At 61.2% G+C, this 23,445-nt stretch carries 23 protein-coding genes; 13 read left to right on the top strand and 10 right to left on the bottom strand.

Translation table 11 applies throughout. From position 1 onward, the window contains the following. Positions 1–201: 201 nt before the first annotated feature. Positions 202–603: a lysozyme inhibitor LprI family protein gene (locus FBX99_RS16375; protein WP_145132093.1), complete on the bottom strand. Its 402-nt coding sequence runs from the start codon at positions 601–603 to the stop codon at positions 202–204. A 144-nt stretch (positions 604–747) separates the two neighbouring features. Here FBX99_RS16375 and FBX99_RS16370 point away from each other — a divergent pair, with 144 nt between their 5' ends. Continuing rightward, complete coding sequence (locus tag FBX99_RS16370) at positions 748–1,206, top strand: SRPBCC family protein (RefSeq protein WP_144930136.1); 459 nt, start codon at positions 748–750, stop codon at positions 1,204–1,206. 511 nt (positions 1,207–1,717) lie between these two features. On the opposite strand, the gene FBX99_RS16365 is transcribed toward FBX99_RS16370, so the two are convergent. Next, positions 1,718–2,665, bottom strand: a complete 948-nt coding sequence (locus tag FBX99_RS16365) for an AraC family transcriptional regulator (RefSeq protein WP_144930137.1) — start codon at positions 2,663–2,665, stop codon at positions 1,718–1,720. Positions 2,666–2,866: 201 nt separating this feature from the next. Here FBX99_RS16365 and FBX99_RS16360 point away from each other — a divergent pair, with 201 nt between their 5' ends. Then, positions 2,867–3,604 carry an SDR family oxidoreductase gene (locus tag FBX99_RS16360; RefSeq protein WP_144930138.1) on the top strand — a complete coding sequence of 246 codons (738 nt, stop codon included), beginning with the start codon at positions 2,867–2,869 and terminating at the stop codon, positions 3,602–3,604. Between the two features lie 47 nt (positions 3,605–3,651). On the opposite strand, the gene inhA is transcribed toward FBX99_RS16360, so the two are convergent. Continuing rightward, on the bottom strand, positions 3,652–4,341 hold the full coding sequence (gene inhA, locus FBX99_RS16355; protein WP_144930139.1) for an isonitrile hydratase: 690 nt from the start codon (positions 4,339–4,341) through the stop codon (positions 3,652–3,654). Positions 4,342–4,439: 98 nt separating this feature from the next. Here inhA and FBX99_RS16350 point away from each other — a divergent pair, with 98 nt between their 5' ends. Next, on the top strand, positions 4,440–5,432 hold the full coding sequence (locus FBX99_RS16350) for a GlxA family transcriptional regulator (protein ID WP_144930140.1): 993 nt from the start codon (positions 4,440–4,442) through the stop codon (positions 5,430–5,432). Here the strand turns inward: FBX99_RS16350 and FBX99_RS16345 are convergent. The 5 genes from FBX99_RS16345 to tam all read right to left on the bottom strand — a co-directional run bounded on the left by FBX99_RS16345 (position 5,401) and on the right by tam (position 10,468). After that, entirely contained in the window at positions 5,401–6,303 is a 903-nt protein-coding gene (locus tag FBX99_RS16345) for an alpha/beta fold hydrolase (protein ID WP_144930141.1), read from the bottom strand. The two genes, FBX99_RS16350 and FBX99_RS16345, sit on opposite strands and share 32 nt — an antisense overlap. Before the next feature lie 28 nt (positions 6,304–6,331). Next, positions 6,332–6,709, bottom strand: a complete 378-nt coding sequence (locus FBX99_RS16340) for a hypothetical protein (protein WP_144930142.1) — start codon at positions 6,707–6,709, stop codon at positions 6,332–6,334. Positions 6,710–6,965: 256 nt separating this feature from the next. Next, complete coding sequence (locus FBX99_RS16335; RefSeq protein ID WP_145132091.1) at positions 6,966–8,789, bottom strand: glycoside hydrolase family 15 protein; 1,824 nt, start codon at positions 8,787–8,789, stop codon at positions 6,966–6,968. Continuing rightward, positions 8,782–9,582: an SDR family oxidoreductase gene (locus FBX99_RS16330; RefSeq protein WP_144930144.1), complete on the bottom strand. Its 801-nt coding sequence runs from the start codon at positions 9,580–9,582 to the stop codon at positions 8,782–8,784. The genes FBX99_RS16335 and FBX99_RS16330 overlap by 8 nt, the downstream gene beginning before the upstream one ends. Positions 9,583–9,685: 103 nt before the next feature. Continuing rightward, positions 9,686–10,468 (bottom strand): trans-aconitate 2-methyltransferase, encoded by a 783-nt coding sequence (gene tam / locus FBX99_RS16325; RefSeq protein ID WP_144930145.1) that lies wholly within the window; start codon positions 10,466–10,468, stop codon positions 9,686–9,688. A 152-nt stretch (positions 10,469–10,620) separates the two neighbouring features. Between tam and FBX99_RS16320 the strand changes: the two genes are divergently transcribed. From FBX99_RS16320 to FBX99_RS16305, 4 genes are all read left to right on the top strand, one after another. Then, complete coding sequence (locus FBX99_RS16320; RefSeq protein ID WP_144930146.1) at positions 10,621–10,923, top strand: hypothetical protein; 303 nt, start codon at positions 10,621–10,623, stop codon at positions 10,921–10,923. Positions 10,924–11,017: 94 nt separating this feature from the next. Continuing rightward, positions 11,018–14,269 (top strand): transporter substrate-binding domain-containing protein, encoded by a 3,252-nt coding sequence (locus tag FBX99_RS16315; protein ID WP_145132089.1) that lies wholly within the window; start codon positions 11,018–11,020, stop codon positions 14,267–14,269. Between the two features lie 148 nt (positions 14,270–14,417). Beyond that, positions 14,418–14,852, top strand: coding sequence for a response regulator (locus FBX99_RS16310; RefSeq protein ID WP_144930148.1), 435 nt, complete (start codon positions 14,418–14,420; stop codon positions 14,850–14,852). A gap of 113 nt (positions 14,853–14,965) precedes the next feature. Beyond that, positions 14,966–15,580 carry a response regulator transcription factor gene (locus FBX99_RS16305; RefSeq protein WP_144930149.1) on the top strand — a complete coding sequence of 205 codons (615 nt, stop codon included), beginning with the start codon at positions 14,966–14,968 and terminating at the stop codon, positions 15,578–15,580. 112 nt (positions 15,581–15,692) lie between these two features. Here the strand turns inward: FBX99_RS16305 and FBX99_RS16300 are convergent, their stop codons facing one another. Continuing rightward, positions 15,693–16,601, bottom strand: a complete 909-nt coding sequence (locus FBX99_RS16300) for a LysR family transcriptional regulator (RefSeq protein WP_144930150.1) — start codon at positions 16,599–16,601, stop codon at positions 15,693–15,695. Positions 16,602–16,708: 107 nt separating this feature from the next. Here FBX99_RS16300 and FBX99_RS16295 point away from each other — a divergent pair, with 107 nt between their 5' ends. The 3 genes from FBX99_RS16295 to FBX99_RS16285 all read left to right on the top strand — a co-directional run bounded on the left by FBX99_RS16295 (position 16,709) and on the right by FBX99_RS16285 (position 19,744). Continuing rightward, a complete protein-coding gene (locus tag FBX99_RS16295) occupies positions 16,709–17,575 on the top strand; it encodes a pirin family protein (protein WP_144930151.1) in 867 nt (288 codons plus the stop codon). Positions 17,576–17,757: 182 nt separating this feature from the next. Next, positions 17,758–19,200: a mechanosensitive ion channel family protein gene (locus FBX99_RS16290; protein ID WP_145132088.1), complete on the top strand. Its 1,443-nt coding sequence runs from the start codon at positions 17,758–17,760 to the stop codon at positions 19,198–19,200. A gap of 103 nt (positions 19,201–19,303) precedes the next feature. Next, positions 19,304–19,744, top strand: a complete 441-nt coding sequence (locus FBX99_RS16285; protein ID WP_047698486.1) for a carboxymuconolactone decarboxylase family protein — start codon at positions 19,304–19,306, stop codon at positions 19,742–19,744. 14 nt (positions 19,745–19,758) lie between these two features. Here the strand turns inward: FBX99_RS16285 and FBX99_RS16280 are convergent, their stop codons facing one another. Continuing rightward, entirely contained in the window at positions 19,759–20,523 is a 765-nt protein-coding gene (locus FBX99_RS16280) for a helix-turn-helix transcriptional regulator (protein WP_144930153.1), read from the bottom strand. A gap of 98 nt (positions 20,524–20,621) precedes the next feature. Here FBX99_RS16280 and FBX99_RS16275 point away from each other — a divergent pair, with 98 nt between their 5' ends. The 3 genes from FBX99_RS16275 to FBX99_RS16265 all read left to right on the top strand — a co-directional run bounded on the left by FBX99_RS16275 (position 20,622) and on the right by FBX99_RS16265 (position 23,372). After that, complete coding sequence (locus tag FBX99_RS16275; RefSeq protein ID WP_145132087.1) at positions 20,622–21,749, top strand: MFS transporter; 1,128 nt, start codon at positions 20,622–20,624, stop codon at positions 21,747–21,749. Positions 21,750–21,812: 63 nt separating this feature from the next. Beyond that, the gene (locus FBX99_RS16270; RefSeq protein WP_144930155.1) at positions 21,813–22,307 is read left to right on the top strand and encodes a sigma-70 family RNA polymerase sigma factor; all 495 of its coding nucleotides are present in this window, start codon (positions 21,813–21,815) and stop codon (positions 22,305–22,307) included. A gap of 81 nt (positions 22,308–22,388) precedes the next feature. Continuing rightward, positions 22,389–23,372 carry a FecR family protein gene (locus FBX99_RS16265; protein WP_145132086.1) on the top strand — a complete coding sequence of 328 codons (984 nt, stop codon included), beginning with the start codon at positions 22,389–22,391 and terminating at the stop codon, positions 23,370–23,372. Positions 23,373–23,445 lie beyond the last annotated feature (73 nt).

Genomic DNA, 23,445 nt, shown 5'->3' with positions numbered 1-23,445 from the left:
GAAACGATGCATCGCCGATGGTAGTGTGGGGTTTCCCCATGTGAGAGTAGGTCATCGTCAAGATTAAATTCCGAAACCCCTATCTGCTGATGCAGATAGGGGTTTTGTTTTTGTCCGTGAAAACTTGTAGCCATTGTGGACGTGTGAGACCAGGTGCCTACTGCGTCGATGGGCACCCGTTCAATCACTTAGGTCAGACGTTTATGCCTCCGGCACCGGGCAGCTCAGATCTCCTTCCTTGCACTTGAGGTAGGTCTTGAAGGTCTCGACTCGCGCCTTGGTGAGCGCTGTGATGCAATTGCCGTAGATCAGCGGATAGACGCTGCCACCCTCGACCCCAGACGCAGAGAAATTGCATTCGGCATCACGGAAACCGATCCAGGCCCGTTGTGCCTTGACCAATGACTGCTTGGCCTCGGGGTTGTCTTTCAGGCGCGCTGTGATCTGTTTGTACAAACTGTTGAGTTCGTTGTCGGCGGCATTCTTCTCTTGGGCCGCGCATTGATTCATCTCGCCTTGGGTAGTGGCATTGGCGCAGTCGTCGGCTTGGGCGGCGGCGGCAAAGAGCAACGGTGTCAGGGCCAGAAGCAAGCGTGGGGTCATGATCGATCTCTCCTTGAAAGGGTTGGGGGAGTGTACATCGCTCCTTTGGAGCTGGGTCAGTGCAGGGTCAAACAACGGCCCGATACAACTTTCCGGTTGGCCTTGTGGTCTTACAGGCCTACTGTTGAACACAGGAGGTGACCCATGCATTTATCCGATCGCATCGAAAGAAAGATCCTGCTCAAGGCTCCGCGCTCCCAGGTCTGGCGAGCCCTGGCCAACGCCGAAGCCTTTGGCCAATGGTTTGGCGTGGCCCTGGAGGGCAAACGGTTTGTGGCCGGAGAGAGGACCCAGGGCCAGATCACTTATCCTGGTTATGAGCACCTTACCTGGGACGTGCTGGTAGAGCGGGTCGAGCCCGAGCGGGTGTTCTCGTTTCGCTGGCATCCCTACGCCGTCGAACCCCAGGTGGATTACTCCCAGGAACCTGAAACACGGGTCCAGTTCGAACTGGAAGACATGGATGGAGGCACTTTGCTCAAGGTCGTGGAGTCGGGGTTTGATGGCATTCCCGAGGCACGCCGACTCAAGGCGTTCCGCATGGACAGCCGCGGTTGGGATGAACAGATGACCAACATCGAAGCGTTCCTGAACAAGTCTTGAGCCATATCCACCGGCGTTTTCATAGGACTCACCTGGGGAAGCTAAGGGTTTTCGGAAGGGTGGTATAGCGAATGTCTTACACGCGATGATAGTTATCTCGACTATTGTGCTTTGGATCCGACGCGTATTCTGTACTCATCCACTGAAGCACAGGGAGTGCTCAGGATCAGGGACGATCGACCTTGCAAGGATGGCTATCGACAGGGAGTCGTAATGGTCTTGGAAAAACCCGCTTCGGCGGGTTTTTTTTCGCCTGTTAAAAGGTGCCACGGCCTTGTATAGCGAAAGACTTACACATCGGCGCTGCGTTCTCGTCTTTTTCCGGACCGATCATGGGCTTAATCTGTGTCCATCCACTGAGTACAGGGAGTGCTCGGGATCATGGATGATGGGACCAGGCACGGAATGCCAGACAGGAGTCAAATTGGTCCTCAAAAAACCCGCTTCGGCGGGTTTTTTTTTCATCTGTGAAAAAGTGCGACGGCCGTGCATAGGCATCTGTGCCGGGGGATCAGGCGCTGTTGGTCTGCAGCGCCTGGGCACGCAGGCGGGCGATGTCCTTGCTGGGAGACGCGCCAAATAGACGGCTATATTCCCGGCTGAACTGCGAAGGGCTTTCATACCCCATTTTGTAGCCGATTGACGAAACGTCGCTGTTCTCCGACAGCAGCAGCCGTCGGGCTTCCTGCAGACGCAGCTGCTTCTGGTATTGCAACGGGCTCATGGCGGTCACGGCCTTGAAGCGGTGATGCAATGCCGAAGGGCTGAGGTTGATCATCTGTGCGAGGCTGTCGATGCTCAACGGCTCGGCATAATGGGTATTGAGCCACTCGATGGCGCGGCTGATGCGATGAGCCTGAGTATCGGGAATGGCAATCTCATGCAAGCGCTGGCCTTGGGCACCGCGCAGCAGGCGATAGAAAATCTCCTGCTGGGCCAGAGGAGCCAGGGTGGCTATGTCGTCTGGGCTGTCGAGTAATCGCAGCAGGCGCAACACCGCATCCAGCAGCGGCGCATCAATGCGGTCCAGGAACAATCCTCGTCCGGTCCGTTGAGCCGGTACACCGATAGGGCTGACGTCTGCGATCAGGCGGCAGATCTGTGCCGGATCGATATCCAGGCGAATGCACAGGTAAGGCCGCTCCGGGCTGCCTTCGATGACTTGTCCGGCCAATGGCAGGGTGACCGAAACCACCAGGTAATTGAGTGGATCGTAAACGTAGCACTCATCCGCCAGCCGTACCTCTTTGCTTCCCTCGATGATGACGCACAGGCCTGGCTTATGCACGACATGCAGAGCATCGGTTGGCTGGTCGCTGCGAATCAGGTTCAAGGACCCGATGGCCGTGGGGAATACTCCATTTTCTGGCGCGAAACGTTTCATCAGCGCCGCGAGCTCGGCGCGGCGTTGGTCGACGCTGTCGTCTGACGCAATCTGTATGGGCGTGGATGCCGACATCCGATCAATCTCCCTGGCCAAATAAATCGGTCGCGCTAGTAAAGCCGATTGCGCGGCCGGCGACCATAGCCGGCTTTTATTGCTACAGGATCGTGCAAGTGCGCAGGAGGATCCGGCTAACCCTGCCAGCGCCCGCTTCCCTAATCTGGACCTGTCGAAACGCTCCCACCGGGGGCCAACACATCCAGACGAGGAACCATCATGTCCGATATTCAAAACAAAGTAGTCGTGATTACCGGTGCCAGCAGCGGGATTGGCGAAGCTGCGGCACGTCTGCTGGCCGTCCGCGGTGCCCGCGTAGTACTCGGCGCCCGACGTGTCGATCGCCTGCAAGCGCTGGTCCAGGAAATCGAAGCCGGCGGCCGGCAGGCTGTCTGCAAAGCCGTGGACGTGACCCGCCGCGACGATGTCCAGAGCCTGATCGACTTCGCCGTCGAACGTTTCGGCAAGGTGGATGTGATCATCAACAACGCCGGCGTCATGCCGCTCTCCAAGCTCGAAGCGCTGAAGGTCGAGGAGTGGGACCGCATGATCGACGTCAACATCCGTGGCGTGCTTCATGGCATCGCGGCGGGACTGCCCTTGATGCAGCGTCAGCGCAGCGGTCAGTTCATCAACATCGCCTCCATCGGTGCTTACGCGGTCAGCCCCACCGCCGCGGTGTATTGCGCCACCAAGTATGCCGTGCGGGCGATTTCCGAGGGATTGCGCCAGGAGGTCGGTGGTGACGTGCGGGTGACGGTGATTTCCCCTGGCGTGACCGAATCGGAATTGGCCGAGAGTATTTCCGATGAAGGTGGACGCGCCGAAATGCGCGAGTTCCGCAGGATCGCCATACCCGCCGAGGCCATAGCCAGGGCGATTGCCTACGCCATCGAACAGCCGGCGGATGTGGACGTCAGTGAACTGGTCGTACGGCCGACGGCCAGTCCGTACTGAGTGGAATGAGCGAGCGGCGAGCGAACTGATCCGCTCGCCGCAAACCGCTAGGCAGGCATTTCCAACCGTGCCGCAGCACGCTCGGTGATCTGCGAGCGTACCCGGAACGATTCCGCCGCGCGCCGCTTGGCGTCCTCCAGTATTTTCGCCGGCGCGGTGTCCGGGCAGCCAGCGTCGAAGGGCGGGGCTGGGGCGTATTCGAGTTGCAACTGGACCAGTTCGGCGGTGTCTTGATCAAACAGTTCGGCCGCCAGGGTCAAGGCAAAATCGATTCCGGCGGTAATACCGCCACCGGTGATCAACTTGCCGTCACGCACCACGCGATCCTTGATCGGGGTGGCACCCAGGGTGGACAGCAAGCTGTGGTAGGCCCAATGGGTAGTGGCCCGCTTCCCTCGCAACAGGCCCGCCGCACCGAGCACCAGCGCCCCGGTGCACACCGACGTGATGTATTGCGCTTGGCTGGCCTTACGCTTGATGAATGCCAGCGTCTGCTCGTCCTCCATCAAGGGGCCGACGCCGGTGCCGCCCGGGATGCAGATCACGTCCAGCTTCGGGCAGTCTTCGAACGTGGTGGTGGGCAACAACACCAGTCCGGTACTTGAGGTGATCGGTGCCAGGTCTTTCCAGATCAGATGCACCGTTACGTCTGGCAACGAGGCCAGCACGTCATAAGGGCCGGTTAAGTCCAACTGTTGGACCTGGGGAAATAACAGCAAACCGATCTGTAATGTCATGGCGTTTCTCCTTTGGATGATGCCCGGGGACTGGACGGTTCTACTTTAGGTCCGTAGGCTCTGGCGTATACGCCAATAAGCCCACGAATTACGCCAACATGCCCAATCCACCGAAAACCGTTCATGTCCTGGCTTTTGCCAACGTGCAAGTGCTCGATGTCACCGGGCCCTTGCAGGTATTTGCCTCGGCCAACGATATGGCGCGCCAGCGAGGCTTGCCATTGCCATACGCGCCGACGGTGATCTCCGCCGGTGGTGGCGCGGTGGTCTCTTCGGCGGGCTTGGCGCTGGTGGCCGAGCCTCTGCCGACCGAAGGCAGCGACACCTTGTTGATCGCCGGTGGCTGGGGCGTGTACGAGGCAGCGAAGGATCCCGCGCTGGTGGCCTGGGTCAAGGACCACGGCCAACGTTCGCGGCGGGTGGCCTCGGTATGCACAGGGGCGTTCCTGCTGGCCGCCAGCGGCTGGCTGGACGGGCGCCGGGTGGTTACGCACTGGACCCGTTGTGAGCAGCTGGCCGAGCAGCATCCTCAGTTGCGCGTCGAACCCAATCCGATTTTCATCAACGATGGTCCGGTCTGGACTTCGGCCGGGGTCACGGCGGGCATCGACCTGGCCCTGGCGCTGGTGGAAGATGACTTGGGGCGCCCTGTGGCCCTGGAAGTTGCCCGGCAGTTGGTGGTGTTCCTCAAGCGGCCGGGCGGGCAATCGCAATTCAGCGTGACCCTGTCGCTACAGAATCAGGGCGGCCGTTTTGACGAGCTGCACGCCTGGATCGCCGAAAACCTCACCCAGGACCTCGGCCTGCCCAACCTGGCCGCCCAGGCAGGCATGAGCGAGCGTAGCTTTGTCCGCCACTACCGCACCGAGACCGGCCAGACCCCGGCACGGGCGGTGGAATTGATTCGCGTGGAAACCGCCCGCCGCCTGTTATCCGATACCGGCGTGCCGATCAAGCGGGTGGCGGTGCAATGTGGCTTCGGCAGCGAGGAAACCCTGCGCCGCAGTTTCCTGCGGGCCATGGGAGTGACGCCCCAGGCGTATCGCGAGCGTTTCGCTGTCAGCCTTCAAGCAGATCCAGCAGGGCCTTGAGCGTGGCCTCGGGCGCCTCCTGGGGAATGTTGTGACCCACGCCGCTCAGCACTCGACGCTCGTAGGGGCCGCTGAAATGCCGGGCATCTTCATCCTGTTCAGGAGCTGGCCCCACGCCGTCGTCGGCCCCGCACAGGGAAATGCTGGGCACGCTGATGGCCGGTTGCGCCGTAAGCTGTTCTTCCATCCATTCAAGGGTCGGATCCCCCGGTGCATACATGAACCGATGGCGGTAGGAATGAATCACCACGTCGACGAAGTCAGGGTTGTCGAAGGAGGGCGCGCTGAGAGGATACAGCTGCGCGCCGCGTTTCCAGGTCGGTGACCACAGCCGCCAGAGCCACTCACACAGCTCACGCCGGTTCTGCGTCAAACCCTCCACGCCTCGGGCGGTATGGAAATAATACTGATACCACAACCGATGTTCCGTCTGCGGGTCCAGCGGTTGGGTTGAGCGGGGAATGTCCTGCAGATTGTAGCCGTCGCCGGTGACCAGGCAGCGCACGCGCTCGGGCCACAGCGCCGCCACAATGCAGGCCGCCCGGCCGCCCCAGTCATAGCCGCATAACGCGGCCTGGGGGATGTTGAGTGCATGCATCAGGTCCAACAGGTCCTGGGCCAGCGCGGCTTGTTGGCCGGAACGCATGATCGCCGGATTGTTGAACCGGGTCGGGCCGTAGCCGCGCAGGTAGGGCACGATGACCCGGTAACCATGCCGGGCCAGGACCGGCGCTACTTCATCGAAGGCCCTGGGATCATAAGGAAAACCGTGCAGCAGGATGACCGGATCGCCGCTGGCGGGACCGCGCTCTTCGTAGGCGATGCGCAGCAGCGGCGTCACCGCGAAACTGATTTTGGGATCGTGGTTCATATCGACCTCCGGCAGCGCCCGGTTGTGCTCAGGCGGGTTCCTGATTCACGTATTTGGCCCGGTCTGGCGTGAAAGTCACGACCATCTTCGTGCTGGTGCAGGTCAGCGTGCGTTCCTGAGACAAGTCGATGTCCAGGTCTTCACCGCGCAAGCCTTGCCATTGGGCGAGGTATTTGAGGCAGCCGAATTTTTCGTTTTTCTTCAGGCTGCGATTGACTCCGCCTTTCCAACCCAGCACCGGCAGCTCTCCGGCCCGGCAACGTTGCGCCAACTCCGGGAATTTCGTCGCCCGGTCGCGGCCGATTTCCCAGCACTTGATCAAGCCCTTGTCCTGGCTTTCCCAGAGCTCTTCCCGGGTCAGGCCCGTACGGGGCGGGGTGTCGATGGTGCGTTTCACAGAGTTCATGCCTAATCCTTGAGTCGGGTTTTTATCGGGCAGCTCCGCTGCACCCGTGAGAGCATCGATCTTAGGAGGGGTTTGGGGGACTGGCAACCTGAAAGGACCCATGACGATGAATGGGCCGAATGCGGGTATTCAGCAGTTGATCGAATTGGGTACGTTACTGGCCAATCGTGCACTGGATGACATCGAGCCAGCGGTCTGACGCATCACTTCTGTGGCGAGGGGATAAATCCCCTCGCCACAGGAGCGTCAGCCCGGCTCACGGCTGCCAGTTGTTCTTCTCCCCACTCAACTTTCGATCCAGGAAACTCGCCGCGCTGATCAACGCCAGATGGCTCAGGGCCTGGGGCGTGTTGCCCAAATGATAACCATGGCCATCGAACTCTTCGGCATACAGCCCCAGCGGGTTGGCGTAGCGCAGCAGTTGTTCGAACTCCAGTTGGGCTTTTTCCACACGACCGGCACGGGCCAGGCATTCGACGTACCAGAACGAGCAGGCGACGAATGAACCTTCGGTGCCGCTGAGGCCGTCGATCGGGTCATCGTCGTTGCGGTAGCGATACACCATGCCGTCGCGCACCAGATGCTTTTCGATGGCATCCAGGGTGGACAGCCAGCGCGGGTCCTGGGCGCTGACAAAACGCACCAGCGGCATCAACAGCATCGAGCCATCAAGGGCGGTGCTGCCCAGGCGCTGGACGAAATGCTGGCGTTCATCGTTCCAGAAACGGGTCCAGATGTCTTGATAGATGGCCTGGCGAGTCTCGTCCCAGCGGGTGAACGGCGCGGGCAGCGAGCGTTTGACGGCGAGGCGGATGGCGCGGTCGACGGCCACCCAGCACATGAGGCGCGAATGCAGGAAGTCCTGTTTATCCCCGCGCATTTCCCAGATCCCTACGTCCTTGTCCTGCCAGATTTCGCACACCTGGTCGATCACGTTGACGGTGTGTTTCCAGCCTTGGTGGGAAATGGCCTCGCCGTATTTGTTGACCAGGTACACCGCGTCCATCAACTCGCCGTAGATGTCCAGTTGCACTTGTTCGTAGGCCAGGTTGCCGATACGTACCGGCTGCGCATTGCCGAAGCCGCTCAGGTGCGACAGCTCGGTTTCCGGCAATTCCTGCCTGCCGTCGAGGCCATACAGGATGTTGAGTTTGACCGGCTGTTCGCAGCAGTCGCTGACGCGGCCACGCATCCAGCGCATATAGGCGTTGGCCTCTTCGACGAAGCCCAGGCGCATGAACGCATAAACGGTGAACGAGGCGTCGCGGATCCAGGTGTAGCGGTAGTCCCAGTTGCGCTCGCCGCCGCGTGTTTCCGGCAAGCCGAAGGTAGCGGCGGCCAGGATGGCGCCGTGTTTGCGCGAGGTCAGCAGTTTCAGTGCGAGGGCGGAACGGTTGACCGTTTCCCGCCAGCGGCCCCGGTAATTGGACTGACCGATCCAGCCGCGCCAGAACGCCAGGGTCCGTTCCAGGCATATCGCGCTGACATTATCCTGAAGCCTGGGGTCATCGATGCCGCCCAACAGGAATTCGGCGCTCTGGCCTTCCTGCAGGGTGAACTCGGCCACCGCCGCGTTGCCGTCCAGAGTCATGGCCTGGTCGGAGCGCAGGCGCAGGCTCGGTTGCCCTTGGGCCTTGAAGCACACGTGGGCGTCCTCCAGATGCGCCGTGGTGGTGGCCCGGGCATAGTCATGGCGCACCGCGCAGCGCATGCGGAACGTTGCGTGGCCGACCGCCATGTGTACCTTGCGCATCAGCACCGGCAGGTCATCCTCGGTGTCACCGATGGGCAACAGGTCGGTGATTTCCACCACCACACCGTCGCTCAACCAGCGGGTTTGCAGCACATTAGTGTCGGGTAGGTAGATCTGCTGGCGCCGGGCGCCCGGCAGGTCGGGCGTGATCTGGAAAATGCCCGCTTGCGGGGTGTCCAGCAGTGAACAGAAGATCGAGGGACTGTCGAATTCCGGCCAGCAGAAAAAATCGACGCTGCCCCGGTCGTTGACCAACGCGGCACTGCGCATGTCGCCAATGATGCCGTGGTTCTCGATAGGGCTCTGTGGTTCATCATGATCAGCCATTGCCGCGAAACCCCGGATAAAGGCTCATCCCGCCATCGATAAACAACGTGGTGCCCACCACATAATCGGACAGGTCCGACGCCAGCCAGACCACTGCGTTGGCAACATCTTCCACGTCGCCGATGCGACCGTAAGGAATCAACTCCAGTAGCTTTTGCCCCTGTTCGCCTTCGGTAACCTCCCGGTTGATGGCGGTGCGGATGGCGCCAGGGGCGATGCTGTTGATGCGGATGCGCTGGTGACTGGTTTCCTGGGCGAGGCTCTGCATCAACAGATCGATACCGCCCTTGGATGCCGCGTAGTTGACGTGCCCGGCCCAGGGAATGCGTTGGTGGACCGAACTCATGTGGATGATTTTTCCGGCAGCCCGGGATACGCCCTGGCGAATGCCCTGGCGGTTGAAGACCCGCAGCGCAGCGCGGGCGCAGAGGAACTGGCCGGTGAGGTTGACGCCGATCACGGTGTTCCAGTCGTCCAGGCTCATGTCGACGGCAGCGGCGTCTTTTTGCAGGCCGGAATTGGCGACCAGGATGTCCAGCGTGCCGAAGGCCTCCAGGCTCTGGGCGAACAGCCGCTCGACCTCTTGCTCCTGGGACACATCGGCACCGAGGGCGATGGCACGGCCGCCATTGTTGTTGATCTCGCGGGCCAGCGCTTCGGCCAGGGCCGCATTGGAGTGGTAGTTGAGCACCACGGCGGCACCGGCGGCGGCCAGAGCCCTGGCCGAGCCCGCGCCGATGCCGGAGCTGGCGCCGGTGACGAGGGCAACTTGTTGCGCGAGGGAAATCTGCATGGGCTTAGCACCTTGAGCTGAGGGGCCTTACCTGCTGACTGGCGTGGGGCATGCAGAGTTCAGTTGGGGGAGGCGGTCTTCATGTTCCTCCGGGCTTGCCCCCCTACGCGGCTTCCTCGCGCGTCGCAACCATGAACACCCGTGGAAACGGCAGCAGCACCGTGCCATCGTCCAAGGCCGGGTAGGCCTGTTCGACGGCGTGGAGGTACTGCTCCAGGTACTGCGCACGCTGCCCCTCGTCCAATGGATCGAGAAACGGCCGCAAACCACTGCCCTTGAACCATTCCACCACACCCGCGGCACCGCCGGCCAAAGGGTGGTGGTAGGTGGTACGCCACACATCGACGCGACTGCAATGCGGCTTCAGGATCGAATAATAGGTGCTGGCGTTCGCCACTTCCGTGCGGGTATCGGCCGCCCTGGCCAATTGCTGGGCCCAGGAGCCGTTGGCGGCGATGTCTCGCATCAGGCGGTGGGAGGGCTGGTGGAGCGTGTCGGGCATCTGGATCGCCAGGGTGCCGCCCGGCGCGAGTTTGTTCACCAGCGATGGCAGCAGGGTGGCATGGTCGGGCAGCCATTGCAGCACGGCGTTGGCGAAGATCACATCGAACGGTCCGGGCTCGTCCCATCGGCCGATATCGGCGATGTCGAATGCCACGGCGGGCAGGCGCTGGCGAGCGGCGTCTATCATGTCGCCGGAACTGTCCAGGCCACGCACCGTTGCCCCACTGAAATGCTCCACCAACAGTTCCGTAGAGTTGCCGGGGCCGCAACCCAGATCGATCACCGAGCGCGCTTCCACAGGGGGAATGGCGGCCAGCAGGTCCCGGGCCGGCCGGGTGCGTTCCTGTTCAAACGTGACGTATTGCCTGGCGGACCAGCTCATGGGGTTCTCCTTCGTCGAAATCGAATCGGGTCGCCGCAGTATAAAGGTGCCAGGGAATGAGGCGCGCACCTGTTAGTTCTTACAGCAGACAGGCCGGTTGACCCGCAATACATTACTCAATGACATCAGGCCATCCGTAAAGGAGTCATTGAATGGAAACCAGCAAGGGCATCTTGATTACATTGACCGAGAAAACCGGCCAGACCTACCGCGCGGTGGAGATCGATTTCGTGACCCGCATGGTTGGCTTCGTCGATGACGACCCGGACAACGAATTCCGTGACTCGATCATCTCCTCCTACAGCGTGCGTGTCACCAGGACGGAGCCGCAAGGGCCGTTCGACAAGGTATCGGTGCATGGTGATATCGATGGTGACAAGGATGTGGACGCCGATGACCGGCAGGCATTGATTGACCTCGCCATCGCCGCGAGCAGGATTCCGGCGCCGGACTGACCTGGAAGCCGAGCGCTGCCTGAACCATACCCTGGCCCGACATGAAAACAATGATAGTTCGGGCCGATTCCGCCAGGCGAAAAACCTGATTCAGATGATGCTGCTTCTACGCACGGGCCTGACGGCGTTGTTGCTGGGCTCATTGAGTGTGGCGCTGCAGGTTGGCGCAGTCCCCGAATCGCTGCACGTACTCGGGCGATCCCATGTGGATGACTATTCGGTGTCCCTGGATGAGGCCGACCGGGTCTGGTTACGGCACAAAGGCAGGTTGCTGGTAGGGGCCTCGGCACCGGATTACTCACCGTTTGGCATCACCGGCAATGGCAACGATTATGAAGGCCTGACCGCCGATTATGTCCAGTTGCTCGGGCAATTGTTGCAGGTCGAGGTGCAAGTGCGGCGCTACCCATCCCGTTCCGAATCGCTCCAGGCGCTGCACAGTGGTGAGATTGACTTGCTCGGTACTGCAAACGGCTTCGAGGCCGATGACCCGGACCTGATCATGTCTCAGGCGTACGCCGATGACCTGCCCACCCTCGTGGCGCGCATTGATGACAGCCAGGATTTGCCTGCGGACCTGGCGGGCAAACGGTTGGCGATGCTGTACCACTATTTGCCGCCGGCCAAGGTCGAGGCGTTCTATCCTGATGCCACCTTGCAGCTGTATCCCTCCACCCTGAGTGCAATTGGCGCAGTGGCGTTCGGTCAGGCCGATGTCTACCTCGGGGATTCGATCAGCGCCAACTACCTGATCAGCAAGAACTACCTGAACAATATCCAGCTGGCGGATTTTTCCCGCATGGAGGTGCAACCGTTCGCCTTTGCGATCAAACGCGACAATCCGCGCTTGTTGCGCATTGTCGATGCCGCCTTGCAAGCGATCCCCACCCGTGAGCGCATGAGCATCCTGCGCCGCTGGAGTGCCGGGGGCGCCAGCATGCCTGGGCAGCAGGCGCTGCATTTCAGTGTCAATGAACAGCGTTGGCTGGATGCGCATCCGCGGATCACGGTGGCCGTCAACGAACATTTCCCGCCGCTGACGTTTGTCGATGACCAGGGCCAGATTCGCGGTATCAGCGCCGATGTGCTGGCCAGGATCAGCTTGCGTACCGGCCTGAAGTTCAATCTCCAACGTGGCAGTTCGCTTGATGGCCTGATCGAGCTGGTCAGTAGCGGCCAGGCCGATGTCCTGGCGGCAGCGCCGGTGACCCCTGAATTCGAGGACGCCTTGCGCTTTACCCGACCTTACTTGAGCACGCCATTCGTGCTGGTGACATCGCGCAAGGCCGAAGTCCCGCTGACCGTGGACCGGATGGACGACAAGCGACTGGCACTGACGAGGGGCAATGTATTGCGTGAATACCTGCTGGAGCAGTTCCCCCGTGTGCAGTTGGTTCCGGCGCAAAACACCGCCGATGCCATGGCCATGGCGGCCGCCGGCACGGTGGACGGCACGGTCAATTCGCTGATCAGCGCCCGTTACCTGATTTCGCGGCAATACCGTGACAGGCTGCAGATCACCAGCACCGTGGGCAGCCTGCCGGCGCATGTTGCCCTGGCGACCCGGCGGGATGCGCTGGAGCTGCATTCGATCCTGGACAAGGCATTGTTAAGTATCTCCCCCGAAGAAATGGACGAGCTGACCAATCGCTGGCGCAGCGAAGTGGTGATCGACGACAGCTACTGGCTGCGTAATCGCACCACCATCCTCCAGGGGTTTGCTGTCGCCGCGCTGTTGCTGGTGCTGACACTGGGCTGGGTCGTTTATTTGCGTCGGCTACTGGAGCAACTGCGTGTCGCCAAGGAAAGTGCCGACGACGCCAATCGGGCCAAGACCACCTTCGTGGCGACCATGAGTCATGAGATCCGCACGCCGATGAATGCGTTGATCGGCATGCTGGAGCTGGCCCTGAAAAAAGCCGACCAGGGTGTCGTGGACCGGGTTGCCATCGAAGTCGCTTCCGATGCGGCCCAAGGGTTGCTGGGCTTGATCGGTGACATCCTGGACATCGCTCGTATCGAGTCGGGGCGATTGTCCCTGGCGCCGGAGCGGGCCAACCTGGCGCAACTGGTCGAGGCGGTGGCGCGGATGTTCGAGGGCCTGGCCCGGCAGAAAAATCTGCGCCTGCAACTGGACCTGGACCCGGCGATCGACAAGGATGTCTTGATCGATCCCTTGCGCTTCAAGCAGATCGTGTCGAACCTGCTGAGCAACGCGATCAAGTTCACCGATCAAGGCCAGGTACGCCTGAGTGTGCAAGCTGCTGCGAATCATGACGACAAACGTCTGGGCATTTGCCTGCGGGTGGAAGACACCGGCAGCGGGATTCCCCAGCAGGACCAGCGACGTCTGTTCAGCCCTTTTACCCAGGCCGGCAATAATCGCCAGTCCGCCCGCAGCGGTTCCGGGCTGGGGCTGATGATCAGCCGCACCTTGTGCGAAATGATGGGCGGCACCCTGGCGTTGAGCAGTACGCCAGGGGTGGGTACGCAGATCGAGGTCCTGTTGCGCCTGCCCTTGCTCGACGCCCAGGTGCAAGCACCGTCGGCCGAGGTCGAGGCGTCGGTGTCGGCCCAGGCCCTGGACATCCTGGTGATCGATGACCACCCGGCCAATCGCCTGCTGCTGTCGCGGCAACTGAACTACCTGGGGCACCGGGTCCAGGAGGCCGGGGACGGTATCCAGGGTTTGCAGGCCTGGCGCGCCAGACATTTCGATGCGGTCATCACCGACTGCAACATGCCATTGATGAGCGGCTATGAACTGGCGCGCACCATTCGCCACGAAGAGCAGGCCCAAGGGTTGCCGCGGGGGGTGATCCTCGGGTTCACGGCCAATGCCCAGCGTGAGGAAAAGGATCGCTGCATCGATGCCGGGATGGACGACTGCCTGTTCAAGCCCATCGGCCTCAAGGAACTGCAGGCGCGCCTGGGTTCGCTCAGTACGCCGCCTGACGAGGCGGGCGTCGTTGCGTCGACCGACAATTTCGATCTGACCAGCCTCGAACAACTGACGGGAGGCGACATCGTCTCGATCAAAAAGCTGCTGGAGGAATTGGTCGACACCAATGCCAGCGACAAGGTGCGACTTATCGACTTGTTCAGCCGACACGATGTGTCCGGACTCGCGGACCTGGCGCACCGGATCAAGGGTGGGGCGCGGATCATCCAGGCGCAAGGCCTGGTTGCGGCTTGTGAGGCAGTGGAGGACGCCTGTCGGAGCGCCGACAGCGTGTTGCTTGCCAACGCGGTGGGTGACCTGCGCCAGGTCATGGACTTGCTCACCGAACGATTGGAGAACCATGTGACGAGGGCGCTTGCTTCTCCTGGCCGCACACGCGAATGACTTCCTACAACCGAGTGTCGAGGAGGGCTTTTTCCGACTGTTTTTAGGACTCGTCCTACAGCGCCCCTCAAAAGCTTCCTCTAGCCTGAGGCCCCTTAACGTTTACGAGCCGGTTCATATCCGTCGCGTTGTCATTGGGATGCCTGTCATGCCGAATAAAGCACTACGTATCATGATTGCCGATACAGACCCTTCTCATCGAATGAAGCTTGAGTACCTGTTCAATCAACAGGGCTATTTCCGGATTGCGCCCGTGAGCAGTGCGCAGGAGCTGATGACATTGATGGCGTTCGGTATCGAGCCGTTCGACCTGCTGGTCGTCGACGCCTGCCTGGCGGAAGGGCTGTTGGACCTGCCGGGTTTCTTCATCGATAACCCGCAGGTGCGCCATGGGATGATCTACAACGCGCAGCAGGCTGGGCTCCTGTCGGTTCCTGTCGCGCGTCGGGCAAGCGTGCAGTTGCATCCTGCGCAGTTGCCGGATCTCGTAGCGCTGGCGCGCCTGATGGCACGAGTCGATCCAGCGGACTGCGAAGCGGCCCATGCCTGGAGCCGTCCCCTCAGGCACAGCCACGGCGGCTGATCCTGACCATTGGTCGGCACTGTCAGACCTGACAGGTGGCCGGGCCTGTCGCTTGTGCAAGAGTCCGCTGCAACGTGGCATCGGCGTAGTTCGTTTTCATTTGGGGAGTTGCCTTGAAAGACGTATTGATCGTGGATGACCACCCCGTCATACGGGGGGCATTGCGGCTGATTTGCCAGAACGAGGGGTTTACCCAGATCAGGGACGCCGATGGTGTGCTCGATGCCAGGACCCTGATCAAGGAGCGCACGCCTGAACTGGTGATCCTGGACCTGGTGATGAACGGTTTCGATGGCCTGGACTTGCTGGTCTGGATCATGGCCCAGTACCCCGAGTGCGGCGTGCTGGTATTTACCTCCCAGGATGCGCAACACTTCTGTAACCGCTGCATCTCCGCTGGCGCCAGGGGCTTTGTGACCAAGAAAAGCGATCTGAAGGAACTGACCAAGGCCATTCATGCCTTGAAGTCCGGTTACTCCTATTTTCCCCAGATGCCCGTCAGGCTGGACTTCCAGCAGCGCACCGAACAGCAGGCCCTGGAAAGCCTTTCCACCCGCGAATTATCCATCCTGCGCATGCTGTCCATGGGCATGCGTGGCAAGGATGTCGCCGAATCCCTCTACCTGAGTCCGAAAACCGTCAGTACCTACAAGACCCGGCTACTGGAAAAGCTTGGCCTGAAGACGCTGGTGGGCTTGTCGGATTTCGCCAAGCGCAACCACCTCTGAGCCTTGGTTTCTCCCTGTGGGAGCGAGCCTGCTCGCGATGCGGGCAACTCGGTCTATTCGCAGACCGCGTTATCGTTCATCGCGAGCAGGCTCGCTCTCACATGCAACTGCGCTATGCCATATCACTCCGGCTGAATTCCTCGGCCAGAAAATCGATCAGCGTCCGCACCGACGGCAACAACCCGCGGCGTGACGCGAAAATCGCGTGGACAATCCCGCAAGTCGGTGCCCAGCCTGGTATCAATTCCACCAGTCGCCCGGCCGACAGGTCATCGCGAACCAGCACGTGGGGCAGGTGGGCAATGCCGATGCCTGCCAATGCCGCTTGGCGCAGGGCAAGCAAATCGTCGGTGACCATGCGTGGCGCATGGCGGATCAGCGCGCTGGCGCCGTCCGGCCCCGACAACTCCCACTGATACTCCCGTTGCGCCGCCCCCCAGTGCAGGCTGGGCAAACCGTTGAGGTCGGCCGGGGAAGCGGGGGAGGACAAGTATTCACGATACATCGGGCTGCCCACCAGGCATTGGGTGCTCTTGCCCAGCACTTTCATCACCATGTCGGTGTCTTCCAGCGGCGGGAAGCGCACCCGCAACGCGATATCGAACCCCTCGTGAATCAGGTCGACCCGGCGGTTGGTGCTCTCGATGAACAATTCCACCCGTGGGTAACGGATCATGTAACGGGTCAGCATCGACCCGACCCAACTGTTGAGCAACGCCGTCGGGCAACTGATGCGCACCAGCCCCTGGGGTTCGGAACGGTTGCGCTCGATCACTTCGGCCGCGCTCTCGGCTTCGACCCGCATCGCCAGGCAGCGCTGATAATAGGCCTGTCCGATCTCCGTCAACGAACAATGCCGGCTGGTGCGGTGGATCAAGCGCACGCCCAGCCGCTCCTCCAGCTGTGCGATGCGTCGGCTGAGCTTGGACTTGGGCATATCCAGCGCCCGGCCGGCGGCGGCGAAACCGCCGTGTTCGACCACTTGGGTGAAATAGTAGAGCGTGTTCAGGTCTTCGATGATCGTTCTCCATATAGAACGCTAAAGCCGATTTTTGCAGTCTAGTGCCTCAAAGGTCTCAGTTTTAAGCTGTACCTATCGAATCGCAACATCTGATTGGGAGACGCAGCATGAAAAAGATCATTGGTCTGTACACCAGCCCGCGACCCCATTGGGTCGGCGATGGCTTCCCGGTTCGCACGCTGTTTTCCTACGACAACCTGGGCAAGCACATCAGCCCGTTCTTGCTGCTGGACCACGCGGCCCCAAGCGAATTCGCCCCCACCACTGAACGTCGCGGTGTCGGCCAGCATCCGCATCGGGGTTTCGAAACCGTGACCATCGTTTACCAGGGTGAGCTGGAACACCGGGATTCCACCGGCAGCGGCGGCAAGATCGGCCCGGGCGACGTGCAATGGATGACCGCCGCTTCCGGGATCATCCATGAAGAATTCCATTCCGCAGACTTTGCCCGCCAGGGTGGGTTCATGGAAATGGTCCAGCTGTGGGTCAACTTGCCCGCCAAGGACAAGATGGCCCCGGCCGGCTACCAGACGCTGCTCAAGGGTGACATTCCGAACATTGCGCTGAAGGACGACGCCGGCAGGCTGCGCCTGATCGCCGGAACCTTCGAGGGCCGACAAGGGCCGGCGAAGACCTTCACGCCCATCGATGTCTGGGATATCCGCTTGAACGGCGGCAAGAGCCTGACCCTCGACCTGCACGAAGGCCGCAACACGGCACTGGTGGTGCTGCATGGCACGGTCCAGGCCAATGACCGCGAGCGGATCGAAGCCGGGCAACTGGCCCTGTTCGACCGGGCCGGCGATCAGTTGACCCTGCACGCCAATAACGATGCGGTGGTGCTGTTGCTCAGCGGCGAGCCCATCGACGAACCCATCGTCGGTCATGGCCCGTTCGTGATGAACAGCGAGCAGGAAATCCACCAGGCCTTCAGTGATTTCCACTCCGGGCGTTTTGGCCGGATGGATGACTAATGTCGGCCACACCGGTCCCTGTGGGAGCGAGCCTGCTCGCGATAGCGGTCTACCAGTCGCTGCTGCGTTGACGGATCAATCGACATCGCGAGCAGGCTCGCTCCCAAAAGGGGTGTGGTGATTCCACGGCATGTTCATCTGTGCCAATCTTCTCGCCAATGGCCTTCCTGGAGCTGTCCCCCATGCTGTCTCTGATCACCGATCACCCGCTGCTCTGCGCCCTGGTGCTGCTTGTGCTCGACATGCTGTTGTGGCGACTGGTCAGTGCACAGCGGTCGTATTGGAAAATCGGCGGGCGGCTGGTGATTTTTTCGTTGTTCAGCATGCTGCTGTTCAATGAAGGCCTCAACCCCATGGAGCCTGCGCAGTGGGTCGACGATGTGCCGCGGCACCTGGCGGCCACCGGCCTGCAGATCGCCTGGTGGCTGTTCGCCGCACGGACCCTGACGGTGCTGATCGGCGCGGCGATGATGCAACGGGTCGGCCATACCGGGCGGCTGTTGCAGGACCTGCTCGGTGCGGTGATCTTCCTGATCGCCGTGATTGCCGCACTGGCTTATGTCCTGGATCTGCCGGTCAAGGGGGTGCTGGCGACGTCCGGGGCGATGGCGATCATCGTCGGCCTGGCGTTGCAAAGTACCCTCAGCGACGTGTTCTCCGGCATCGTGCTCAACACCACCAAGCCTTATCAGCTCGATGACTGGATCTCCATCGACGGCACCGAGGGCCGGGTCACCGACATCGACTGGCGTGCCACGCGTTTGCAGACCGCCCAGGGCAGCATGGCGGTGATTCCCAACTCGCTGGCGGCCAAGGCCAAGGTCATCAACTTCAGCCGGCCCAGCGATGTGCACGGGTTGTCCATCAGCGTCCAGGTCAGTCCCCATGCCCGGCCGCAGAAAGTGATCGAGGCGCTGGAGCGCGCGATGATCGGTTGCCGCGCCTTGCTCGCCGTCCCGGCCCCTTGCGTCACGCTGAAAAGCTCCACCAGCGCCGGGGCGGAATACGAAATCAGCGGCTTCGTCGTCTCGAGGGCCCAGAAGCGCGAAGTCCGCAATCAATTGTTCGACCTGGCGTTCCGACACCTGCGGGCGTCTGGAATCAGTCTGCTGTCCGACAGCGAAAGCGCCTCGACCAACGCTTCGTCGCGGCCCCGCGCATTGTTGGACAGCTCAAGCATTTTCTCGACCTTGCGCCAGGAGGAAAAAGACACCTTCAGCCAGAACATGACCCTGCAGACCTTCCGTGCGGGGGACGTGATCCTGCCGGCCGGCAAGGTGAGCGATCATCTGTTCATCATCGAGTCCGGCGTGGTTAGCGTGACCATGGTACGCGACGGCCAGGTATTGGAAGGCGGGCGCATGGGGCCGGGGGAGGTGATTGGCGAAGCCGGTATCATTTCCGACCTGGCCGCACTGGCAAGCTTTTCGGCCAAGACGTTCTGCACCCTTTATCGCATCGAGAAGGATTACCTCAAGCCGTGTCTTGACGCCCGTCAGGACATCAACGACGCCATGAAGAACCTGTTGGACGTACGGATGCACCTCGCCCAGAACCTGATCCGCGAAGCCCCCAAGCCCGTGGCCAAGAAACGCTTCTTGCACTGGTTGCGCAGCCGGGCCTGAACAACCTGCCCATTGGTCACTCGAACTTCCCAATAATTGGCTATTTGTACCGCGCCAGCCTGGGGCTAACGTAGCGCCACACCCCACTGTTCTGGAGCAAACCATGCAACCGCGTATCGATTTCTACACCGCTTCCCCCGACGCCTTCAAAGCCATGCTGGCCCTGGAAAACGCTGTCATGAAACTGGGCCTGGAGAAGTCCCTGCTCGAACTGGTCAAGCTGCGTTCCTCACAAATCAACGGCTGTGCCTTCTGCATCGACATGCACACCGCCGATGCCCGCAAGGATGGCGAGACAGAACGTCGCCTGTACGCCGTGACCGCCTGGCGCGAAGCGCCGTTCTTCACCCCTCGCGAGCGCGCCGCGCTGGCCTGGACCGAAGCCCTGACCCGGTTGAGCGAGACTCATGCGCCGGACGCCGACTACGAATTGCTGAACCAGCATTTCACTCCCAAGGAAATGGTCGACCTGACCGTTGCCATCAACACCATCAATGGCTGGAACCGCCTGGCGGTGGGTTTCCGCAAGATGCCTGAGGCGTGAAGCCTGCTTCGTGATCAGTCCAGATAGGCTCTCGGAGTGCGGCCGGTCATATGCTTGAAGAATGCAATGAACGCGCTGTCACTGGCGAAGCCCAGTTCAAAGGCGCTGTAGCTCAGGCTGTGGCCGGTGGCTAACAGTTCAATGGCGCGCATCAAGCGCCATTGCTGTCGCCACTGCTGATAACCCATGCCGGTTTCTCGCTGAAAGATCCGTCCGATGGTCCTGCCGCTGGCGCCGATGTGTTGTTCCAGCACCGCCAATGTCGGCGGCAGGCGATCCGCGTTGGCGAGCAGGGGGGCCAGGCGCTTGTCTTCGGGCATCGGCAATAGCATCGGTTGTTGCGTTGCCATGCGAATCTCATCCAGGCACAACCCCAGCAGATGCAAGTTACGCCCCTGCGTCCAATCGCTGTCGAACGCTGCATCGGTGATCGGTTCGAGGACCGCTCGCAGTAGCGGCGAGACATCAATGATGCACACCTGGGGTGGCAAGTCTTTGCACAGCGACGCTGCCAGGTAAATCGATCGGTAGTCCACGCTCTGCTGCATCACCGCCCGATGAGGTATCAGCGGCGGAATCCAGGCGGCTCGTGACGGCGGCAGCAGGCAGAGCTGCTGCGCCAGGGTGATGCGGGCACAACCTCGCCGCGTGAACAACAGCTGGCCACGCTGATGCGTGTGCAGGCCGGAGTCGTGCTGGCCCAGCGTCGACGCCAGGCCGATCACCGCTGCGCAGTGGTGGTCGGGGTTGAAATGGGCATGAGAGTCGAGCCAGGCCATAAGCTGTCCGATTTCAGCGATTACTTGTCTGGCTTTGGATAATACGACAAAACCGAATCTCTAAAATGGCTCGTCTTCAATCCGACGAGCTTGCTGTCATGACTTCAAGATATTTACTCAACCTGGCCATCGCCCTGGTGATGTTTCCCCAGATCGCCCAGACGCTCTATAGCCCTGCACTGGGAGATATCAGTCTGGAATTTGCTGTCAGCGCGCAAATGGCAGCGCAGACATTGTCCGTATTTTTCCTCGGTTTCGCCCTGGGTGTGATGGTATGGGGGCGTCTGTGTGACCGCATCGGTCGTCGGCCCGCCATGCTCGGCGGGATGGCGTTGTATGCATTGGCAACGGTACTGGCGCTGGGTGTCGGTACCTTCAATGCCTTGCTGGCGCTTCAGGCGTTGGCTGCGTTTGGTGCGGCAGTTGGTTCGGTAGTGACCCAGACGATCCTGCGCGACCGTTTTCAGGGCGCTGAATTGGGTCAGGTCTTCTCGATGATTGGCATCGCCCTGGCGGCCAGTCCGGCGATTGGCCTGTTCTGTGGTGCAGGCCTGGTGGCGTTCTTTGGCTACCAGGGGGTACTCGGCGCCTTATTGGCGCTGTCGCTGATCCTCCTGTTCTGGAGCGCACGTTCCCTGCCTGAGACACTGCCGGCCAACCTGGTGTCGCAACCGTTGCTGAAGACGCTTTGGCGGATGCTCAAGGACCCGGCCATCTGGCGGTCGACATTATTGGTGGCGACTTTCAATGTCGCGCTGTTCAGTTACTACAACCTTGGGCCATTTCAGTTCGAGCGGCTTGGGTTGAGCCCCAGGTTGTTCGGTTACAGTGGCGTCATCCTGGCGCTGGGCTCGGGTTTGGGCGCCTGGCTGAACAAGCGGCTGCTGGCACGAGGGTTCAAAGGCAATCGGTTGTCGGCTATCGCTGCACTGATGCTGCTGATCGGCGGGGTGAGCGTGCAGGGTCTGCTCGGCAGCCCGGCTTTTGTCGGCGCAATGCTGTTGATCGTATTAGCGTTCGGCGTGGCCATACCCAATGTGCTCGGCACCGCGCTTGCCCATTATCGCGAGTGCCTGGGTACCGCCGGGGCACTGTTCGGCTTGTTCTATTACTTGTTGATCAGTGGCGCGCTGATGCTCGCCGGGTGGGGCCAGGCGTTGGGCTGGACCTTGGTTCTATGTGGCGCGCTGGCGGTGTGCTTGACCGTCCGCCAGTTGCGGGTCTGAATCCGTTGCTTCACATTAATGGTAACCATTACTATTCAGATCCCGTCCCCGCAGCGCGCCGTAATGACCCTCAAGTTGCCCCGCAAACCCGGCTTTTTCGAGCATTACGAAGAGTTGATCGGGACCTGGACCCGGCGCCTGCGCAATCGCGAACAGGCCGAGGACCTGGCTCACGACACTTTCGTGCGGGTGCTTGAGGCCAATTCGGCCGGCGTCGAGCAGCCACGGGCCTATCTGCACCAGACGGCACGCAACATTGCAGTCGATGGCTATCGGCGCGAAGATCGACGGGGCGCCATGGAGGAGGCGGTCGATCATAGTCAGTCGTTTTCCAGCGACCCGGAGCATTTCATGCACGCGATCCAGCTGGCGGACTCCATCGAGCGGGCGCTTGCCGAGCTGCCGGCCAACTGCCGCACCGTGTTTGTCTGGCAGAAGATCGAAGGCCTGACCCAGGCGGAAATCGCCGAGCGCCTGGGTCTGTCAAAAAATATGGTGGAAAAGTATATGATCCGCACCCTGCGGCATCTGCGTGATCGCCTGGACGGTGCTTTATGACTCCTCGCGCGCTCCCACCCGAATCAGGCCGCTTGAGCCTGGCGACCCTGAATCCGGCTACTTTGAACCATAGGACCTTCCATGACCGATAGCCGTGAATGCCCGTGCGGGCGGGACAGGCTTCGCGACGATGCGGCGCGATGGTTCGTGCGCTTGCAAACCCCGGCCATGAGCGTCGAGGAGCGCCAGCATTTTCACGCCTGGCTGGAGGAGCATCCCGTCCATCGCGACGAAATCCAAACGCTGCAAGGTATCTGGAGTGCCACGGACCTGGTGCCCAGGGAACGCCTGCAAACGTTGTCCGAACGTCCCGCCGCACGGCCCAAGCGTCGACCCCTGTTGCGTTATGCAGTGGCCGCCGGCCTGCTCGCGGTGGCGGTTGGATTGGGCTTGTTCAGCGGCCTGGGTTCTCCCACCGATTACAACGCGGAATTTGCCACGGCCCTGGGTGAGCGCCGACACATCGCCTTGCCGGACGGCTCGGTGATCGACCTCAACAGCCGCAGCCGGGTGCGGATTCAATTTGCTCATCACCAACGGCGAGTGGAACTGGCCGAAGGCGAGGCTTTGTTCAGCGTCGAACATGACGCCGGTCGGCCATTCACCGTGGAGGCGGGCAACGGCCAGGTGACGGTGACCGGAACGCGTTTCGACGTGCGCCGCGATGCCGACCACACCCAGGTGGCGGTTGGGCAGGGCAGCGTCAAGGTCCAGGGGCGCAATGCGCCGCAGGCTCAGTTCGTCAGTCTTACGGCGGGGCTTGGTACCCGGATCGATGCCCAAGGCAAGGTCGCTGCGCCTTATGCGATCAACGCCGATGAACTCACTGCCTGGCGCAACGGCAAGCTGGTATTCAACAACGCGCCGCTGAGGGAGGTGGCGGAAGAAGTCTCCCGTTATCGCGGCAAACCCCTGCGGGTCGGCAGTGCAGCGGTGGGCAACCTGCTCCTGACCAGCGTGTTTCGCGCCGACGACCCTGAAGCGCTGATCAAGGCCTTGCCGAATATCCTGCCGGTGGCCGTTCGTACCCTGGACGACGGCAGTCAGGAAATTATTGCGCGATAGATTCAGGTTTTTTTCGAGTTCTTCGTCTTCTTGTCCAACTGCAACTGGTTTGCATTAACAGACGTGTATTCTT

The organism is Pseudomonas sp. SJZ074 (genome assembly GCF_007828215.1).
Taxonomy (GTDB): Bacteria; Pseudomonadota; Gammaproteobacteria; order Pseudomonadales; family Pseudomonadaceae; genus Aquipseudomonas.
The sequence above is the reverse complement of the archived record's forward strand: the minus strand, read 5'-3'. Positions and strand labels throughout refer to the sequence as shown.

What these genes read in the sequence shown, in the direction of transcription:
- FBX99_RS16375 (WP_145132093.1), bottom strand. Translation starts at nt 603, where the DNA reads ATGACCCCACGCTTGCTTCTGGCCCTGACACCGTTGCTCTTTGCCGCC.
- FBX99_RS16370 (WP_144930136.1), top strand. Translation starts at nt 748, where the DNA reads ATGCATTTATCCGATCGCATCGAAAGAAAGATCCTGCTCAAGGCTCCG.
- FBX99_RS16365 (WP_144930137.1), bottom strand. Translation starts at nt 2,665, where the DNA reads ATGTCGGCATCCACGCCCATACAGATTGCGTCAGACGACAGCGTCGAC.
- FBX99_RS16360 (WP_144930138.1), top strand. Translation starts at nt 2,867, where the DNA reads ATGTCCGATATTCAAAACAAAGTAGTCGTGATTACCGGTGCCAGCAGC.
- inhA (WP_144930139.1), bottom strand. Translation starts at nt 4,341, where the DNA reads ATGACATTACAGATCGGTTTGCTGTTATTTCCCCAGGTCCAACAGTTG.
- FBX99_RS16350 (WP_144930140.1), top strand. Translation starts at nt 4,440, where the DNA reads ATGCCCAATCCACCGAAAACCGTTCATGTCCTGGCTTTTGCCAACGTG.
- FBX99_RS16345 (WP_144930141.1), bottom strand. Translation starts at nt 6,303, where the DNA reads ATGAACCACGATCCCAAAATCAGTTTCGCGGTGACGCCGCTGCTGCGC.
- FBX99_RS16340 (WP_144930142.1), bottom strand. Translation starts at nt 6,709, where the DNA reads ATGAACTCTGTGAAACGCACCATCGACACCCCGCCCCGTACGGGCCTG.
- FBX99_RS16335 (WP_145132091.1), bottom strand. Translation starts at nt 8,789, where the DNA reads ATGGCTGATCATGATGAACCACAGAGCCCTATCGAGAACCACGGCATC.
- FBX99_RS16330 (WP_144930144.1), bottom strand. Translation starts at nt 9,582, where the DNA reads ATGCAGATTTCCCTCGCGCAACAAGTTGCCCTCGTCACCGGCGCCAGC.
- tam (WP_144930145.1), bottom strand. Translation starts at nt 10,468, where the DNA reads ATGAGCTGGTCCGCCAGGCAATACGTCACGTTTGAACAGGAACGCACC.
- FBX99_RS16320 (WP_144930146.1), top strand. Translation starts at nt 10,621, where the DNA reads ATGGAAACCAGCAAGGGCATCTTGATTACATTGACCGAGAAAACCGGC.
- FBX99_RS16315 (WP_145132089.1), top strand. Translation starts at nt 11,018, where the DNA reads ATGATGCTGCTTCTACGCACGGGCCTGACGGCGTTGTTGCTGGGCTCA.
- FBX99_RS16310 (WP_144930148.1), top strand. Translation starts at nt 14,418, where the DNA reads ATGCCGAATAAAGCACTACGTATCATGATTGCCGATACAGACCCTTCT.
- FBX99_RS16295 (WP_144930151.1), top strand. Translation starts at nt 16,709, where the DNA reads ATGAAAAAGATCATTGGTCTGTACACCAGCCCGCGACCCCATTGGGTC.
- FBX99_RS16290 (WP_145132088.1), top strand. Translation starts at nt 17,758, where the DNA reads ATGCTGTCTCTGATCACCGATCACCCGCTGCTCTGCGCCCTGGTGCTG.
- FBX99_RS16285 (WP_047698486.1), top strand. Translation starts at nt 19,304, where the DNA reads ATGCAACCGCGTATCGATTTCTACACCGCTTCCCCCGACGCCTTCAAA.
- FBX99_RS16280 (WP_144930153.1), bottom strand. Translation starts at nt 20,523, where the DNA reads ATGGCCTGGCTCGACTCTCATGCCCATTTCAACCCCGACCACCACTGC.
- FBX99_RS16275 (WP_145132087.1), top strand. Translation starts at nt 20,622, where the DNA reads ATGACTTCAAGATATTTACTCAACCTGGCCATCGCCCTGGTGATGTTT.
- FBX99_RS16270 (WP_144930155.1), top strand. Translation starts at nt 21,813, where the DNA reads ATGACCCTCAAGTTGCCCCGCAAACCCGGCTTTTTCGAGCATTACGAA.
- FBX99_RS16265 (WP_145132086.1), top strand. Translation starts at nt 22,389, where the DNA reads ATGACCGATAGCCGTGAATGCCCGTGCGGGCGGGACAGGCTTCGCGAC.